Genomic DNA, 16,056 nt, shown 5'->3' with positions numbered 1-16,056 from the left:
AGGGCCGCTGAAGAAGCGGCCACCTCAGGGTGACGGGGAGATAGTTGAGCGCGCCGCTCTCACGGACGTGGTTAGCCGTTGCGCCCAGCCATCCTGGCCAAGCGCTGGCCGAGATATTCGGCCGTGCTCACATCACTCTGCGGCAAGGCATCGTCGATCAAATGCGTCGCCAGTCCGAGCTGGCTGCCGAGGCGATTGCGACCGCCCGGATCCTCTCCGCCCGGGACATCCAGCCCGCACCAGAGCATGCCGTGCTGGGCCGCCAGAATGGAAAAGTACGTCAGCGTGTGCAGTTGATCGCCGCTTGCACATGCGCCCGTCGTGAAGCCGCCTGCGATCTTGTTGGCCCATCGCTGCTCGCTCCATCGATCACTTGAGGCGTCCGCGAAGGCTTTGAACTGCGCCGATGGTCCGCCCATGTAGGTCGGGCTGCCAAACGCGACTGCGTCGGCGCGGTCGATCGTCTCCAGCAATCGCTCGTTCTGGAAGCGGCCCGACACGATGTCGTCGCCGGCGATCCGACACAGCGCGACCTCCGCCATCCCGTCCGCGCCGTGCGCCATCGCATGCGCCAGCTTCTCGGTGGTGCCGGAGATGGAGAAGTAAGCAACGGCGAGGAGGGGCATGTGGCGCCACTTTGGGTGTCGGGCCATCTTCGACGCCGTCTATCTTTTGTACAAGTCCCTCCGCGCCGTCACTGCGAGCACTTTGCCTTCGTTACGCCGACCGACGCCGCGGTGCTGGTCGCGGCTTCAAGGTGATGTCGGCCAGGCTGAGCAAGCGGCCGTCCTCGGCGTGCAGTTCGAGCTTCTTCACCGGACGGCCCTTGGCGCGATCGACCATGATGGTGTCGATCTCCTCGGGGCTGTCGTCGAACTCCTCGCTCCACTGTCGGAGCGCGACCAGGATCGGGAAGAGGCCGCGTCCCTTCGGCGTCAGCACGTACTCTTGATAGGCGCTGCCGTCGGAGGCGGGGGTCATCGCCAGGATGCCATGGTCGAGCATGGATCGCAGCCGCACCGACAGGATGTTCTTGGCCATGCCGAGCTTGCTCTGAAACTCGCCGAAGCGGCGCAGGCCCAGCATCGCTTCGCGGATGATCAGGAGCGTCCACCAGTCGCCGATCACCTCCAGCGACCGCGCGACCGGGCAGCCGTCGCCCTCAAAACTCGTTCGTTTCACCATCGTCCTGGTCCTGTCGCGTTCGCACGATTTCGGCGCCGATCACGCGCTTGTGTGGTTGCATTATAAAACCATTTGGCCTAGATGGCAACATAGTTTCATAATGCAACCACTGGAGACGACCATGAGGCTGAAGAACAAGACGGCGCTGATTACCGGCGGCAACAGCGGCATTGGACTGGCGACGGCAAAGCTGTTCGTGGCCGAGGGCGCCAAGGTCATCATCACCGGGCGCAACAAGGAGACGCTGGAGGCCGCAGCGAAGGAACTCGGCCCGAATGCGATCGCACTCGTTGCCGATGCCACCGACATCGCCGCGACCGAGGCCGCGATCAAGCAGGGCACCGAAAAGTTCGGCAAGCTCGACATCCTGTTTGCCAATGCCGGCATTCCCGGCGGCACGCCGCTGGGATCGGCGACGCTCGATGTGTTCGAGAAAGTCATCAGCACCAATCTCACCGGCGTATTCTTCACCGTGCAGTCGGCGCTGCCTTATCTCAACGACAACGCCTCGATCATCCTCAACGGCTCGGTGATCTCCGTGCTCGGCATTCCCGGCTATTCGGCTTACGGCGCGGCGAAGGCCGGCGTGCGGGCGATGGCGCGGATCATGGCCTCGGAACTGTCGCCGCGCGGCATCCGCGTGAATGTCGTTGCGCCCGGTGCGATCCGCACGCCGATCTGGGGCGCTGCGATCGCGACGCCCGAAGCGGAGAAGGCCTTCGAGAAGCGCATCGGGCTGTCGACGCCGCTCGGGCGAATTGGTGAACCGGATCACATTTCGAAGACGGTGCTGTTCCTTGCGTCCGACGATGCCGGGCACATTCAGGGCCAGGAGATCTTCGTCGATGGCGGCGCGGTGGCCTCGCCAGCGGGCGCGCCGATCTATCGCGGTTGATCGACATTTGCGAAAATTGAATCGGTCGGCGCGCGAGGTGCGGTTGCGTCGGCCGGTTCCCACATCTTGCGAGACATGTTTTCTGAAGCTTGCGTGATGCGTTGAACCTTCGCGCAGGTTGCCAAGACCTTTTTACGGGCAGGGTCATAAGACCCATTTAAGGGAGCCCGTTATGCCAAAAGCAGCACGCATTTATTCTCCGATTTCAGCACCGCGTATTTACACCGAACGTTCAGCAGTTCCCGCCAAGCACTCCGACACGTCCGAGTTCATCGGGGTCGCCATCTTCTCCGGCATCGGGCTTTTCATTTCGCTTCTCGCCGTGATCCTGGGCGTGCAGGGCGCCTGGTTTTAGTCCATTCGAACTGTCAGCCGCCGCCGGAGTCCGGCAGCGGCTGTCGTCGGCGTTACCTTACGCCGCGCGCAAGCTGGTGGCCGCCTGGAGCGCGCCGGCCAGCGCCTTTTCGCGATGATCGGGACCGACCTGGATTCCGTCCGCAACGATGAATTCAGGATTGATGCCGATGAAGCCGAACACCCCACGCAGATAGGTTTCGAGATGCTCGAGCGCGGCCATCGGCGTATCCGCGCCATAGTAGCCGCCGCGTGAGATCGCGAGGATCACGCGCTTGCCGCCGGCAAGGCCCTGCGGTCCGTTCGCGCCATAGCTGAACGTCTTTCCTGCGACGACGACGGCACGGTCGATCCACGCCTTGAGCTGGCTCGGAATCGTAAAATTGTACATGGGCGCGCCGATCACGACGATGTCGGCCGCCAGGAACTCGTCCAGCGCGGCAGCGCCGGCAGCGAGGTCAGGGCCGAGTTCGGCAGGCGCGGGAGCGCCCTGTGCGACGGCCAGGTGAGGTCCTGAGAGGTGGGCGAGCGGGACCTGGGTCACATCGCGGTAGACCACTTCGAGCGAGGGCGTCGCCTGTCTGAGCCGGTCGACGATGGCGGCGGAAACCTGCCGGGAGACGGAGTGGGGGCCGAGCACGCTGGAGTCGATATGGAGGAGTTTCATTTGGGGTCACCCATGGTATAGATTTGTAACCCGCACTACATGAGTGACTATCAAAAACCCCGCAAGAACGCACTTTTTTGAGCCATGGGCACATCTTTGAGACCTGCACACACTGATTTGCCTGCCGAACGGAGGCCGAACCCCGACCATTCCGACTGTCGCGGCGTGGCATCCGTGCTGTCGCGCGTCGGCGACAAATGGAGCGTGTTCGTCATCATGAACTTGAGCGACGGACCGAAGCGCTTCAATGAGCTGAAGCGCATGATCAACGGCATCTCGCAGCGGATGCTGACCCTGACGCTACGCGGGCTGGAGCGCGACGGCCTCGTCACGCGCACGATCTTCCCGACCATTCCGCCGCGCGTTGATTACGAGCTGACCGATCTCGGCCGTGGACTCCAGGAGCCGGTGAAGGCGCTGGGCGAGTGGGCGATGGGCCATCTGATGCAAATTGAGGCTGCACGCACGCGCTTCGACGAGCGCAACGGCGGCTAGAGCAACGAGACGAGACCGCCGCCGTGGCGTTCGAGCCGGCCGGCGAGTTCGAGCTCCAGCAGCACCGTGCGCACGATCGCGGGCGAGGCGCCGGACATCCGCACGAGATCGTCGATCGAGACCGGCGTGGGACCGAGCAGGCTCGTGATCTGGTCGCGGTCGTGCCCCTGCGGATCGTTCTCGAACGGCTCGCTGTCGGGCTCGCTCGCAGGACTCATCAGCGGCCGCTCCATGATCGGCTGGACCGCGTTGATGATGTCGGAGGCTTCGGTGACGAGGGTCGCGCCCTGCTTGATCAGATCATTGGTGCCGGCGGCGCGCGGATCGAGCGGCGAGCCGGGGACGGCGAACACTTCGCGGCCCTGTTCGGCGGCCATGCGCGCGGTGATCAGCGAACCTGAACGGTGCGCGGCCTCCACCACGACCACGCCGAGCGAGGCGCCCGAGATCAGCCGGTTGCGGCGGGGAAAGTCGCGGGCGCGCGGCTCGTGGCCGAGCGGCATTTCGGAGATCGCCGCGCCCTGGTGATCGAGGATCGCGGTGAGCAGATCGCCATGTTCGGGCGGATAGATGCAATCATGTCCGCCGGCGAGCACCGCGATCGTGCCGCTCTCGACGCTGGCACGATGCGCGGCCTGATCGACGCCGCGGGCGAGCCCCGAGATGACGATGAAGCCGGCCTCGCCGAGCTCGCGCGCGAGCTGGCCGGCGAATTTCAAGCCGGCGCCGGAGGCGTTGCGCGAGCCGACGATGGCGATCATCGGGCGCATCAGCGTTGCGTTGTCGCCGCGCACGGCGAGCAAAGGCGGTGCATCGTCGAGCGTCGCCAGCCGCGTCGGATAGCCGTCCTCGCCGGGCGCGAGCCAGGCGATGCCGAACTTGCGGCTCGCGGCGAGCTCGGTGCTTGCTTCGTCCACACTGCAGATGCGCCCGGATCGCGACGCACCGCCGCGGCGCGCCAGATCCGGCAGCCGCTCCAGCGCGGCGTGGACGTTGCCGAAGTGATCGACCAGCGAACGGAAGGTGCGCGGCCCGACATTGTCGGAGCGGATCAGCCGCAGGTGGTCGATCCGCTCGAGCTCGGTCAGCTCCACGCTTTGGTTGATGGCGTCCACGGCGTCTCCTTGTGGCGGCAGCATGGAACAACCTGAGGGCGTGGGCAACAGCAGCGTGCGCTTGCACGGCCTCGTCGCGATGCTAAAAGCGGTCCCAATAAGAAGGATTTTGCCATGATCTCACTTGCCGACCTCCAGCGCCGCATCGCGAGCGGCGAGCTTTCGCCGGATGACGCGGTCGCCCAGTCGCACGCGGCGATCGAGGCACGCGAGAAGGACGTCCGTGCCTTCGTCCGTCATGACAAGTCGGCGAAAGCACAATCCTCCGGCCCGCTGCGGGGCATAGCGGTCGGCATCAAGGACATCATCGACACCGCCAATATGCCGACCGAGATGGGCTCGGAGATCTATCGCGGCTGGCAGCCGCGCGCGGACGCGCCGGTCGTGATGATGCTGAAGCGGGCAGGCGCCACCATCATCGGCAAGACCACGACGACGGCGTTCGCCTCGCGCGATCCGACGCCGACGCTCAATCCGCACAATCTGGGCCATACGCCGGGCGGCTCGTCCTCGGGCTCGGCGGCCGCCATCGGCGCCGGCATGATCCCGCTGGCGCTCGGCACCCAGACCGGCGGCTCGGTGATCCGGCCCGCCGCCTATTGCGGCGCTGCTGCGATCAAGCCGTCGTTCCGGATGCTGCCGACCATCGGCGTGAAATGCTATTCGTGGGCGCTCGACACGGTCGGCCTGTTCGGATCGCGCGCGGAGGATCTCGCGCGCGGACTTTTGGGGATCACCGGGCGCACTGAATTCGACGGCATCGTCCCGGCCAAGGCGCCGCGCATCGGCGTGGTCAGGCAGGAATTTGCCGAGGCCGTCGAGCCGGCGGCGGAAGAGGGGTTGCTGGCGGCGATCAAGGCGGCCGAGAAGGCCGGCGCCAGCGTCCGGACCATCGATCTGCCGGAGTCGGTGAAGGAGGCCTGGCGCATCCATCCGATCATCCAGGACTTCGAGGCGCATCGCGCGCTCGCCTGGGAGTTTGACCAGCATCACGACGAGATCGCGCCGATGCTGCGCGAAAGCCTCGATGCCACCGTCGGATTGACGCCGAAGGAATATGACGACGCCCGCCGGATCGCACGCCGCGGCCGTCGCGAGCTCGGCGAGCTGTTCGAAGGTTTCGACGTGCTGCTCACCTATTCGGCGCCGGGCGTAGCGCCGGCCAAGGAGCTCGCCTCGACCGGCTCGCCCCGCTACAACCGGCTGTGGACGCTGATGGGCAATCCCTGCGTCAACGTGCCAGTGATGAAGATCGGTGGCCTGCCGATCGGCGTGCAGGTGATCGCGCGCTTCGGCAACGATCCCGTTGCGTTGGCGGCGGCGTGGTTCTTGGAGAACGCGCTGGCGAAATCAGGCTAGCACGGGCTCGGCGGCGCGTGCGCGCGCCGGCTGCAAGACGCCGGCGCCTTGCCCGAGCCAGCGCTCGGCTGCCTCGCGGCCGCTCCGGTGCAGCAGGCGAATGAAGCCGCGGCCGAGATCGGTCGATGAGCGCTGTGCAAGGCCCTCGATCGAGTCTTCCGCGGCGATCGTCGAGAGCCTCAGCGCGGGGGCTGCGTGCGACTGCGCCCATGCGATCGCCGCGATCTCGGCTTTGAGCGCGGCGTTGGACGCGATTTGGTCGAGGCGGCGATCGATCGCAGCGAGCGTGATCGGCACGTAGCTGTCGCGCGTGGGCGTGACCTGGACGAGCAGCAGGTCGGCGGTGGTCGATTGCTGCGCCAGTGCTATCAGCGGCGGATTGCCGCCAAGGCCGCCATCCCAATAGGCTTCACCGTCGATCTCGACGGCGCAGTGAACCAGCGGCGGGCAGGTCGAGGCGAGAGCGACGTCGGCAGTGATCGCGTCATTGCCAAAAATCAGCTGCTGGCCGTCGCGGATCCGCGTCGCCGCGATCAGAAGCCTTGGGCATTTGGCATCACGCAAGCCGGCGAAATTGATGTCGCGCGACAGCGCCTGCCGCAGCGGATCGAGATCGAACGGATCGAACTGGCCGGAGCGCAGCGTCGGCCCGAACGCGACCGAGCTTCCCGCCGGCGAAAAGCCGCCGATCAGCATCAGCGAGCGGAACGAGGCCTCGTGCATCAGCCGGAGCCAGAACCGGTTCAGCCGCGCGCGTGCCGCTTCGCGGCCGCCTTCGGCAAGACCGCCCGCGAGCAGCAGCGCGTTGATGGCGCCGGCGCTGGCGCCGCTGATCGTGTCGAATTCAATGGACGGCTCTTCCAGGAACCGCTCCAGCACGCCCCAGGTGAAGGCGGCAAAAGTCCCGCCGCCCTGAAGCGCCAGCGACAATCGTCGCGGTGGCCATTGATCGGCGTGCGGCTGAGCAGGCGCAGCATGCGCGGGGGCGGTGACGATCTCAAGCGGGACAGGAGCCTGCGAGACGGGCGCGGGTGGCGTCGAAACGGCGACCGGTTTTGGTGTGGGCGGCGGCACGGGTGCGTCGGACCAGATGTTGGTCGAAGAGAGCAGCCGGCTTGCCGCAGTGCCCTGCGAGCCGCCGTCGTCATGCGTGCCGTCAATCTTCTCGCTCATTCTGAGCAACCGCGTAACGCCATCTCCGCTGTCAGGATGACAGGCATGGAACCCGTTCGCCACTATCGCCGGCGAGCCGGCGACGAGTTGCGAACAGGATTTGGCATATAATGCGGAGGCCTTGCGGCGGTATCCGTACTTTTTCCGGAATTACGCCTTCTCGCCGATCCGGCCTTCTTTTCCCGATTGCAATCGCTTGATGTTCTCGCGATGCATGTAGAACAGCAGCATGGTCAGCACCGCGCCGAGCGCTGCGAGCGCGAGCTGGCCGAACCACCACAGGAACAGCGGCGTGATGAAGGCCGCCACCAGCGCCGAGAGCGAGGAATAGCGGGTGGTGAAGGCGGTCGCGAGCCAGATCAGGCAGAACACCACCGCGCCGGGCCAGAACAGGCCGAGCATGATGCCGATATAGACGGCAACGCCTTTGCCGCCCTTGAACTTGAGCCAGACCGGGAAGAGGTGGCCGAGGAAGGCGCCGAGGCCGGCCAGCATCGCGGCGTTGGGGCCGCCGATGTAGCCTGCGATCACCACGGCTACGGTGCCCTTGAGCGCGTCGAGCAGCAGGGTGGCGGCGGCGAGGCCCTTGCGGCCGGTGCGCAGCACGTTGGTGGCGCCGATATTGCCGGAGCCGATCGAGCGCAGATCCTGGGTGCCGGCGAGCCTGGTCAGCACCAGCCCGAACGGTACAGAGCCGAGCAGATAGCCGATGACGAAGGCCACCGGCAGGAATGCATCAAGCGCCATGGCGGTGTCTCCATGGCTGACATAGCCAGCGCCCATGTCTGTCCCTCCGCACGTCAGACATGCTCGAAAACCGTTCGCCCGCCGACGATGGTCCTGATAGCGCGGCCTGTAAAGCGGGCTTCGTCGAACGGGGTGTTCTTGCAGGGCGATTTGAGGTCGGCGGGATCGACCACCCAGGGCACGTCGGGGTCGATCACGATGACGTCGGCCGGTGCGCCGGTGCGCAGGGTTCCGCCGGGCAGGCCGAGCAGTTCGGCCGGCCGGGTCGACATCGCCCGGATCAGCGTCTTGAGGTCGAGCTCGTCATTGTGGACCAGCCGCAGGCCTGCCGGCAGCATGGTCTCCAGGCCGATCGCGCCGGGAGCTGCTTCCGCGAACGGCAGGCGCTTGACCTCGACGTCCTGCGGATTGTGATCGGACATGATGACGTCGACGAGGCCCGAGGCCACCGCCTCCACCAGCGCGCGACGATCGTCCTCGGTGCGCAGCGGCGGCGACACCTTCAGGAAGGACCGGTAGGGGCCGATGTCGTTCTCGTTCAGCGCCAGATGATTGATCGAGACCGAGGCGCTGACGGCAAGGCCGGCGTCGCGGGCGCGCTTCAGGATCTCGAGCGACTCGATGCAGGACAGCGCCGCGGCGTGATAGCGGCCGCCGGTCAGCGCGACCAGACGCATGTCGCGTTCGAGGATCACGGCCTCGGCGGCCTTCGGGATGCCCATCAGGCCGAGGCGCGAGGCGAACTCGCCCTCGTTCATCACGCCTTCGCCCACGAGATCGGGGTCCTCGGTGTGATGCACGATCAGCGCGTCGAAATCGCGCGCGTAGGTCAGCGCACGCCGCATCACCTGCGAATTGGTGACGCTGCGGTCGCCGTCGCTGAAGGCGACGGCGCCGGCGGCCTTGAGCAGGCCGAACTCGGTCATCTCCTCGCCGCGCATGCCCTTGGTGAGCGCCGCCATCGGCTGGATGTTGACGATCGCGGTGTCGCGCGCGCGGCGCATCACGAAATCGACGGTGGCGGAGTTGTCGATGACGGGCGAGGTGTCGGGCTGGCAGATGATGGTGGTGATGCCACCGGTCGCGGCCGCCTGGCTCGCGGAGGCAAAGGTCTCGCGATGGCTGAAGCCGGGCTCGCCGACGAAGGCGCGCATGTCGATCAGGCCGGGGGCCACGATCTTGCCGGAGCAGTTGACGACGTCGGTGCCCTCGGGGACGCCGGCCGCGCCAATGCCGCGGCGGGTCTCGCGGATGATGCCGTCGGCAATCAGGACGTCGCCGGTTCCGTCGAAATCGCGGGAGGGATCGACGACGCGGGCGTTGGCGAGCAGGATCGGGCGGCGGTCGGTCAGCATGGGCATCACGCGTTCGGCAGGTTACGGGCGAGCGCTTCGAGTACGGCCATGCGCACGGCGACGCCCATCTCCACCTGTTCGCGGATCAGGGACTGCGCGCCGTCGGCCACGGCCGTGTCGATCTCGACGCCGCGGTTCATGGGGCCTGGATGCATCACGAGTGCGTCCGGCTTGGCGTAGCCGAGCTTCTTCTGGTCGAGCCCGAAGTAGTGGAAATATTCGGAGGTCGACGGCACGAAGGAGCCGTTCATGCGCTCGCGCTGCAGCCGCAGCATCATGACGATATCCGCGCCGTTGAGCCCTTCGCGCATGTCGCGCGCGACCTCGACGCCCATCCGCTCGATGCCGGGCGGCAGCAGCGTGGAGGGGCCGACAACGCGGACGCGAGCGCCCATGGTGTTGAGCAGGATGATGTTGGAGCGCGCGACGCGCGAATGCAGCACGTCGCCGCAGATCGCGACCACGAGGCCCTCGATCCGGCCCTTGTTGCGGCGGATGGTGAGCGCGTCGAGCAGAGCCTGGGTCGGGTGCTCGTGTGCGCCGTCGCCGGCATTGATCACGGAACCGTCAACCTTGCGGGCCAGCAGTTCCACCGCACCGGAGGCGTGATGGCGCACCACCAATATATCTGGGTGCATGGCGTTCAGCGTCATCGCGGTGTCGACCAGCGTCTCGCCCTTCTTGATGGACGAGGAGGACACCGACATGTTCATGACGTCGGCGCCGAGGCGTTTGCCGGCGAGCTCGAACGAGGACTGCGTCCGGGTCGAAGCCTCGAAGAAGAGGTTTACCTGCGTCCGTCCACGCAGGACGGTGCGCTTCTTGTCAACCTGGCGGTTGAGCTCGACATATTCTTCGGACAGGTCGAGGAGGCCGCTGATGTCGGCCGCGGAAAGGCCCTCGATGCCCAGCAAATGCCGGTGGCCGAGGACGAAGGTCGATTTCGATGTCATTAAAGCGAGAGCTATAGGCGTGGATGGCGGGGGGAGCAAGGGCCAATGCCGGGGCGGGGAGTTATCCCCTGATGTCTGCCGCACTCTCTCCGTCATGCCCGGGCATAGCCGTTCGAAGGACGGCGTCGCTTCCGCTAGCCTATGTCCCGGGCATCCACGATCTTCTATCGAATTTAACGCAAAAGAACGTGGATGGCCGGGACAAGCCCGGCCATGACGGATGCGGAGGCAGCTTGTGAGATCATTCCTGATTGCGGCCATTGCAACAATTGCAGTCCCGTTCGCCCACGCCCAATCGCTTCCCGGCGGCTTCGTCTATTTGCGCGACGTCGATCCCACCATCATCCAGGACATCCGCTACGCGAGCTCCAACAATTTCATCGGCCGCCCGATCGCCGGCTACGGCGCCGGCGAATGCGTGGTGAAGCGCGAAGTCGGGCTGCGGCTGAAAGCCGTGCAGCAGGATCTGGCGGCACAGAATCTGTCGCTCAAGATGTTCGACTGCTACCGGCCGGCGCGCGCCTCGCTCGATATGGTGAAATGGTCGCAGAACGGCCACGAGACCGCCGCCGACCGGCGCTACAATCCGCGCATCGCCAAGACCGAGCTGTTTCGCCTCGGCTATATCGCGAGCCGCTCGCAGCACTCTACGGGTGCGGCGCTGGATCTGACGCTGGTCGATCTCAAGGCCGACAATTCCGCCAGGATCGATCCGTCAAAATCCTACGCCGACTGCACGGCGCCGGTCGCGGCGCGGTTGCCGGAAGGCAGCGTCGACATGGGCACCGGCTATGATTGCACCGATGCGATGGGGCATACCGCAGCACCGTCGATCACACAGGATCAGCGCGCCTGGCGCAGGCGGCTGGTGGCTGCGATGGCGAAGCAAGGCTTTGTGAACTATTCGAAGGAGTGGTGGCATTTTTCCCTGCCGGGGGCGGGCGGGGCGGCCTATGATTTCCCGATCCAGCCGCGGCGGAACTGATTCCGGCCGCAGGAAGCACCATGACAGAGCCCGCGATCACGACCGACGACGTCAATTCCCTCGATCCCGTCCATCCGGCGCTCACCGCAACATCGGCGGAGCAGGCGCCGCTGCGCGTCTGGAAGTTCTGGGGCACGGCGCTGTGGGGCCTGCTCGTCTTCGTCGCGATGTTCGTCGGGCAGGTCGGGGCGATCCTGCTGCTGGTCGCGCTGCGCGCCCTGCCGCTCGACATGGCCTCGATCCAGTCGGTCGGTCATGAGCCGCAGGCACTGGCGCTGTCCGTCATCATGGGCCTGCCTGCGACGTTAGCTGCGGTGTGGCTCGCCATCCGCATCAAGAAAGCATCCTTCGTCGACTATCTCGCGCTGCGCTGGCCGACCTGGAGGCAGCTCCTGCTCGGCGCCGCCGGCCTCATCCTGGTCGTGATGGCCTGGGAAATCGTCTCGCGATCGCTCGGCCGCGAGGCCACGCCGGGCTTCATGACCGATCTCCTGAAATCGGGCCGCGACAAGGGCGCGGCGCTGTTGCTGCTGTTCGCCTTCAGCGTGGCGGCACCGATGTCGGAGGAGGTGCTCGCGCGCGGCTTCCTTTTCCGCGGCTGGTCGGCGAGCTTCCTGCGCGTGCCCGGCGCGATCATCCTGTCGTCACTGGTGTGGACGGCGGTGCATCTGCAATACGATCTGTACTTCCTCGCCGAGGTGTTCTCCATCGGCCTCTGGTTCGGCTACATGCGCCATCGCGCCAACTCGCTCTGGCTCACCATCGTGCTGCACGCGCTGAACAACATGACGGCGGTGGTGCTGACGATGTGGCTGGGAGAGTAGGGCGACGGTTAGAGAAGGCTTCTGCCAAGGCCGGTCGCAATTGCCGGCCTGATGATCCTCGGATAGGTTAGGTAGAACCATCTCCCGCCTTCGCTGCGACGTTGTCGCGGAAAGCCCGCATGTCCGATCTCCAAAGTGCCGTCCCGCCGGCAGCTGGCTCAGCGCCGAATTCCCGCACCTGGGATTTCATGGAGACGCTGTTTGTCGCGTTGCTTGCTGACGGCGCATTCGTGCTGACGGGTAGCGTCGCGCTGATGCTCTTGCTCGCCGCCTATGGTGGAACGAAGAACCTGACGACGGCCGAGTTTCAGGCTGTATGGGAGCAGGGCCGCTGGCAGGCCTCCGGCATCATCTTGGGAACGCCAGCTGCGATCGCAGTGCTGTGGGCGGCCGTCCGGATAGCCGGGAGAGGCTTCGCTGATTATCTGGCGCTGAACTGGCCGAGTCGCGACGTGGTGGTCTGCGGGTTCGGCGTCATGATCATTCTGATAACCATCGAAGCTTTTGTCACGATCAAGCTCGGTCTGGTGAGGCCACAAACCAGTTCCGATCTCGTCGTTGGAGGGGCGGCAGGATTGCTCACTTTCGCGATCGGAATGTGCGTTGGGGCGCCGGTACTGGAGGAGTTCCTCTTCCGAGGATTTATGTTTCGAGGGTGGTCTCAGTCGTTTCTGGGGCCGTACGGTGCCATCGTGCTGACAGCGGCACTGTGGGCGCTCAACCATACGCAGTACGGCTGGTATGAGCGCTCTTGGATTTTTGTCACCGGTCTCACGCTTGGCTATTTTCGCCTGCGAGCCAATTCGACTTGGCTGACCGTCATGCTCCATTCGGGCATGAACATGGCGATCGTCTTCCTCGGCGGGCCTTACACCTAGCTTCCCGTCGCCACCAGCGCGATCGCGATCGGCATCGTGATCGCCGCCAAAATCGTCTGCAGCGTGATGATCTGTGCCAATAGAGGCGCATCGCCGCCCATCTGGCGGGCGAGCACATAAGCGCTCGGCGAGGTCGGCACGGCGGCGCAGATCGCGACGATCGCGAGGTTGGTGCCGGTCAGCCCGAACCAGACGGCGAGCGCCAGCGCGAGCACCGGCATCAGCGCCAGCTTGAACGCCACGCCGAGGGTTACGCCGAGGCTCGGGCGAAGCAGGCCCTTGAGCTGGAGGCCGGCGCCGGTGACGAGCAGGCCGATGGCGAGCGAGGAGCGGCCGAGCGCGTCCGCAACCTCGTGCCAGATCCTTGGCAGCGGCAGATGGATGACATTGATGACGAGACCTATGACGCACGCCCAGATCAGGGGATTGCGGACTACCGTCATGATGATCGCGCGCGTGGACTGCTTCTCGGGGGAAGCGTAGTGCGCCAGCACGGCGACGCTGAACACGTTCACCAGCGGGATGATCGCGACCATCGCGACCGAGGCCAGCGCCAGCCCGACGTCGCCATACAAATTGGCGGAGACGGACAGCGCCACATAGGTCTGCCAGCGCGTTGCGCCCTGGAAGATCGAGGTGAAGGCGGGGCCGTCGATGTTCAGTCGCGACAGGGCAGGGCGGAGCGCGAGGCAGAGCAGCGACATCGCGAGCGCCGACAGCAGCAGCGCGCCGCCGACGCCGGCGACCGGCACCTGTGAGAGGTCCGCCTTCACCAGCGTCTGGATCAGCAGCATCGGAAACAGCACGAAATAGGTCAGCCGCTCCAGCCCGTGCCATTGCGTGTCGAGCCGCATCAGGCTGTGCCGCAGCACCACGCCGAGCACGATGAGGACGAAGACCGGCAGCAGAGCCGCGATCACGACGGCCATGCGCCTATTCCTTTTTCAACACGAAATCGGCCCCGCGCGTCCCGAAGCGGGGGCCCTTTGGCGTGATGGTGTGCTTCGGGTCCATCCAGTCGCCGGTGATCTCGTCCGCGGCGGTGAAGTGGGCGACATAGAGCCCATTGAGGACGGCGTCATCGCCCTTGATGTATCCAGTTTCGGTCCACTTGATCAGCGAGCCCTCGACCGCTCCCTTCACTTTTGTCGTCGTGTCGAAGGTCGGCCACTCCATCATGCCGGTGAATTCATTGCCCGAGATCGCGTCGATGGTCACTTTGACGGCGAAGCTGTCGTTGATGTCGTGCGAATATTGATTGAACGTCCCGGACCAGATGCCCTTGAGCTCCGAGGCGGCATGATCTTCCGTGGCAAAGGAAGCCTGGACGGCGAGCAGAGCAAGGAGAAGGGCGCCGATCGATATTCTTGTTCTTGCCGGCAATTGCATTCGTCGCTTCCAATCAGCCTTGTCGAAGATTGGCGAGCCGGTCGAGTGCGCCCTGCAGGATGAAGATGGCGGCGTGCTCGTCGATCACCTCGGCGCGCTTGGCGCGGCTGACGTCCATGCCGATCAGCTCGCGCTCGACGGCGGCGGTCGAGAGGCGCTCGTCCCAGAGGCCGATGGGAAGCGCGGTCAGATTGGCCAGATTGCGGGCGAAGGCGCGGGTCGACTGGGCGCGCGGGCCCTCGCTGCCGTCCATGTTGATGGGCAGGCCGAGCACGAAGCCGACGACCTTGCGTTCCGTGGCGATCGCAAGGAGGCGGGCGGCGTCCTGCTTGAACTGCTTGCGCTGGATGGTCTCGACGCCCGTGGCGAGCCTGCGGTCCGGATTGGATACGGCAACGCCGATGGTCTTGGTGCCGAGGTCAAGGCCGATCAGCCCGCCGCGTTCGGGCCAGTGGGTTGCAGCATCGACGAGAGGCAGGATAAGAGCCGGCATGGTGTAGCGCATATCACGCGTCGCGCAGCGGAGTGAACCCGGAACAATGGATGCACTGACGTTATTCGGCTTGTTTGCCGTCAGCGCGATGCTGGTCTGCTATGCTCTCGAAGACCGCAGTCACTGGTTCGTGCTGCTGTTCGCGGCCTCCTGCGCGCTCGGCTCGACCTACGGCTTCCTGCAGGGCGCCTGGCCGTTCGGTCTGGTCGAGGCGATCTGGGCCTTGGTTGCGCTGCGGCGATGGTGGATCAGGCCGCTATGATTTCGTCGTCCTTGGTCAGGCACGACAAGAAGCCACTCAGCGCGCTGGTTTGATGGCCGGCGCGCCGCTGGATGAACAGCGTCTCGACGCGTGCATGCAGCGGATTGAGCGTGTGCATCGTCACGCTGCCGTTCATCGCGCTGCGCTCGACCACCGCGCGCGGCAACAGCGTCACGCCCATGTCGGCGGCGACGCAGCCGATCATGCCGTCGAGGGTGCCGAGCTCGAAGCGCGCGGCCGAGGGCCAACCGAACTCGACAAAGATCTGCTCGAGGCGCTGGCGGTAAGTGCAGCCCGCGCGGAACGCCAGTGCCGTCGGGCCGGAGTCCGGCGTGCCGGCGCGCAGCTCGGCGAGTGAGGCCCAGCGCCGTGCGCTGACCAGCACCAGCTCTTCGCGGAATGCGCTGGTCGCGCTGAGATCGGCATGCGCGATGGGACCTGCGACAAAGGCGCCATCGAGCGTGCCTTCGAGCACGCCGGTGACGAGATCGGCCGTCGTTGCGGTGCGCAAGGAGAGGCGCACGTTGGGAAAGCGGCGATGAAAATCGGCGAGCAGCGGCGGCAGCCGCACGGCTGCTGTCGTCTCCATCGAGCCGATCGACAGCGGCCCTTTGGGTTCGCCATCGTCTCGCGCCGCGAGCACGGCCTCGTGCGATAGCGCGGCCATCCGCTGGGCGTAAGGCAAAAGGCGCTTGCCGGCGCCGGTCAGCGCCATGCCGCGGCTGTGACGCTCGAACAGCGGTGTGCCGATCTCGGCCTCCAGGGCCTTGATGCGCTGGGTGACATTGGATTGCACCGTGTTGAGCTCTTCGGCGGCGCGGGTGATGCCGCCGGTCCGGGCCACCGCGGCAAAGGTCTGGATGTCGCTCAGTTCCATGGCGTCGTTTCGCTTTTGTGATGGCAGCGTTCGCAACAATTCATTTTTCG

The 16,056-nt window shown here is 65.7% G+C and carries 20 protein-coding genes; 8 read left to right on the top strand and 12 right to left on the bottom strand.

Annotated features, from left to right (window positions below; all coding sequences use genetic code 11):
* Positions 1 to 71 precede the first annotated feature (71 nt).
* Together NLM31_RS25670 and NLM31_RS25665 are read right to left on the bottom strand one after the other, a co-directional pair.
* Positions 72 to 626 carry a flavodoxin family protein gene (locus NLM31_RS25670; protein ID WP_254194063.1) on the bottom strand — a complete coding sequence of 185 codons (555 nt, stop codon included), beginning with the start codon at positions 624 to 626 and terminating at the stop codon, positions 72 to 74.
* A 91-nt stretch (positions 627 to 717) separates the two neighbouring features.
* Positions 718 to 1,185 carry a helix-turn-helix domain-containing protein gene (locus tag NLM31_RS25665; RefSeq protein ID WP_254132000.1) on the bottom strand — a complete coding sequence of 156 codons (468 nt, stop codon included), beginning with the start codon at positions 1,183 to 1,185 and terminating at the stop codon, positions 718 to 720.
* Between the two features lie 121 nt (positions 1,186 to 1,306).
* On the opposite strand from NLM31_RS25665, the gene NLM31_RS25660 reads away from it, so the two are divergent.
* Both NLM31_RS25660 and NLM31_RS25655 read left to right on the top strand, forming a co-directional pair.
* Positions 1,307 to 2,080 carry an SDR family NAD(P)-dependent oxidoreductase gene (locus NLM31_RS25660; protein ID WP_254194062.1) on the top strand — a complete coding sequence of 258 codons (774 nt, stop codon included), beginning with the start codon at positions 1,307 to 1,309 and terminating at the stop codon, positions 2,078 to 2,080.
* 172 nt (positions 2,081 to 2,252) lie between these two features.
* Entirely contained in the window at positions 2,253 to 2,435 is a 183-nt protein-coding gene (locus tag NLM31_RS25655; protein ID WP_254131998.1) for a hypothetical protein, read from the top strand.
* 57 nt (positions 2,436 to 2,492) lie between these two features.
* Here NLM31_RS25655 and NLM31_RS25650 read toward each other — a convergent pair whose 3' ends face one another.
* Entirely contained in the window at positions 2,493 to 3,101 is a 609-nt protein-coding gene (locus NLM31_RS25650; RefSeq protein ID WP_254131997.1) for an FMN-dependent NADH-azoreductase, read from the bottom strand.
* Between the two features lie 84 nt (positions 3,102 to 3,185).
* On the opposite strand from NLM31_RS25650, the gene NLM31_RS25645 reads away from it, so the two are divergent.
* Positions 3,186 to 3,596, top strand: a complete 411-nt coding sequence (locus NLM31_RS25645; RefSeq protein ID WP_254131996.1) for a helix-turn-helix domain-containing protein — start codon at positions 3,186 to 3,188, stop codon at positions 3,594 to 3,596.
* Here NLM31_RS25645 and dprA read toward each other — a convergent pair.
* Positions 3,593 to 4,735, bottom strand: a complete 1,143-nt coding sequence (gene dprA, locus NLM31_RS25640) for a DNA-processing protein DprA (protein WP_254194061.1) — start codon at positions 4,733 to 4,735, stop codon at positions 3,593 to 3,595. The genes NLM31_RS25645 and dprA overlap by 4 nt on opposite strands.
* 90 nt (positions 4,736 to 4,825) lie before the next feature.
* Between dprA and NLM31_RS25635 the strand changes: the two genes are divergently transcribed.
* Positions 4,826 to 6,070 carry an amidase gene (locus NLM31_RS25635; protein WP_254194060.1) on the top strand — a complete coding sequence of 415 codons (1,245 nt, stop codon included), beginning with the start codon at positions 4,826 to 4,828 and terminating at the stop codon, positions 6,068 to 6,070.
* On the opposite strand, the gene NLM31_RS25630 is transcribed toward NLM31_RS25635, so the two are convergent.
* From NLM31_RS25630 to NLM31_RS25615, 4 genes are all read right to left on the bottom strand, one after another.
* Positions 6,062 to 7,243: a patatin-like phospholipase family protein gene (locus NLM31_RS25630; RefSeq protein ID WP_254194059.1), complete on the bottom strand. Its 1,182-nt coding sequence runs from the start codon at positions 7,241 to 7,243 to the stop codon at positions 6,062 to 6,064. The genes NLM31_RS25635 and NLM31_RS25630 overlap by 9 nt on opposite strands.
* Before the next feature lie 150 nt (positions 7,244 to 7,393).
* The gene (gene plsY, locus NLM31_RS25625; protein WP_254135437.1) at positions 7,394 to 7,990 is read right to left on the bottom strand and encodes a glycerol-3-phosphate 1-O-acyltransferase PlsY; all 597 of its coding nucleotides are present in this window, start codon (positions 7,988 to 7,990) and stop codon (positions 7,394 to 7,396) included.
* Positions 7,991 to 8,043: 53 nt separating this feature from the next.
* Positions 8,044 to 9,345: a dihydroorotase gene (locus NLM31_RS25620; RefSeq protein ID WP_254196262.1), complete on the bottom strand. Its 1,302-nt coding sequence runs from the start codon at positions 9,343 to 9,345 to the stop codon at positions 8,044 to 8,046.
* Positions 9,346 to 9,350: 5 nt separating this feature from the next.
* A complete protein-coding gene (locus NLM31_RS25615; RefSeq protein ID WP_200515468.1) occupies positions 9,351 to 10,298 on the bottom strand; it encodes an aspartate carbamoyltransferase catalytic subunit in 948 nt (315 codons plus the stop codon).
* A gap of 235 nt (positions 10,299 to 10,533) precedes the next feature.
* Between NLM31_RS25615 and NLM31_RS25610 the strand changes: the two genes are divergently transcribed.
* The 3 genes from NLM31_RS25610 (at position 10,534) to NLM31_RS25600 (ending at position 12,985) form a co-directional block, all read left to right on the top strand.
* On the top strand, positions 10,534 to 11,283 hold the full coding sequence (locus tag NLM31_RS25610; RefSeq protein ID WP_375167498.1) for a M15 family metallopeptidase: 750 nt from the start codon (positions 10,534 to 10,536) through the stop codon (positions 11,281 to 11,283).
* Between the two features lie 20 nt (positions 11,284 to 11,303).
* Positions 11,304 to 12,107, top strand: coding sequence for a CPBP family intramembrane glutamic endopeptidase (locus tag NLM31_RS25605; RefSeq protein WP_254194057.1), 804 nt, complete (start codon positions 11,304 to 11,306; stop codon positions 12,105 to 12,107).
* Positions 12,108 to 12,226: 119 nt separating this feature from the next.
* Positions 12,227 to 12,985, top strand: coding sequence for a CPBP family intramembrane glutamic endopeptidase (locus tag NLM31_RS25600; RefSeq protein ID WP_254194056.1), 759 nt, complete (start codon positions 12,227 to 12,229; stop codon positions 12,983 to 12,985).
* Here NLM31_RS25600 and NLM31_RS25595 read toward each other — a convergent pair.
* The 3 genes from NLM31_RS25595 to ruvX are packed head-to-tail and all read right to left on the bottom strand — an operon-like array spanning position 12,982 to position 14,867.
* Complete coding sequence (locus NLM31_RS25595; RefSeq protein ID WP_254131989.1) at positions 12,982 to 13,914, bottom strand: AEC family transporter; 933 nt, start codon at positions 13,912 to 13,914, stop codon at positions 12,982 to 12,984. The two genes, NLM31_RS25600 and NLM31_RS25595, sit on opposite strands and share 4 nt — an antisense overlap.
* A gap of 4 nt (positions 13,915 to 13,918) precedes the next feature.
* Positions 13,919 to 14,374, bottom strand: a complete 456-nt coding sequence (locus NLM31_RS25590; RefSeq protein WP_254131988.1) for a hypothetical protein — start codon at positions 14,372 to 14,374, stop codon at positions 13,919 to 13,921.
* A 13-nt stretch (positions 14,375 to 14,387) separates the two neighbouring features.
* Positions 14,388 to 14,867 carry a Holliday junction resolvase RuvX gene (ruvX, locus tag NLM31_RS25585; protein ID WP_254135435.1) on the bottom strand — a complete coding sequence of 160 codons (480 nt, stop codon included), beginning with the start codon at positions 14,865 to 14,867 and terminating at the stop codon, positions 14,388 to 14,390.
* Between the two features lie 46 nt (positions 14,868 to 14,913).
* Here ruvX and NLM31_RS25580 point away from each other — a divergent pair, with 46 nt between their 5' ends.
* Positions 14,914 to 15,129 (top strand): hypothetical protein, encoded by a 216-nt coding sequence (locus NLM31_RS25580; protein WP_254131987.1) that lies wholly within the window; start codon positions 14,914 to 14,916, stop codon positions 15,127 to 15,129.
* Here the strand turns inward: NLM31_RS25580 and NLM31_RS25575 are convergent.
* Positions 15,116 to 16,006: a LysR family transcriptional regulator gene (locus NLM31_RS25575; protein ID WP_254194055.1), complete on the bottom strand. Its 891-nt coding sequence runs from the start codon at positions 16,004 to 16,006 to the stop codon at positions 15,116 to 15,118. The genes NLM31_RS25580 and NLM31_RS25575 overlap by 14 nt on opposite strands.
* Between the last annotated feature and the right edge of the window lie 50 nt (positions 16,007 to 16,056).

The organism is Bradyrhizobium sp. CCGUVB4N, assembly GCF_024199945.1.
Taxonomy (GTDB): Bacteria; Pseudomonadota; Alphaproteobacteria; order Rhizobiales; family Xanthobacteraceae; genus Bradyrhizobium.
This window is presented reverse-complemented; position numbering and strand designations above follow the sequence as displayed.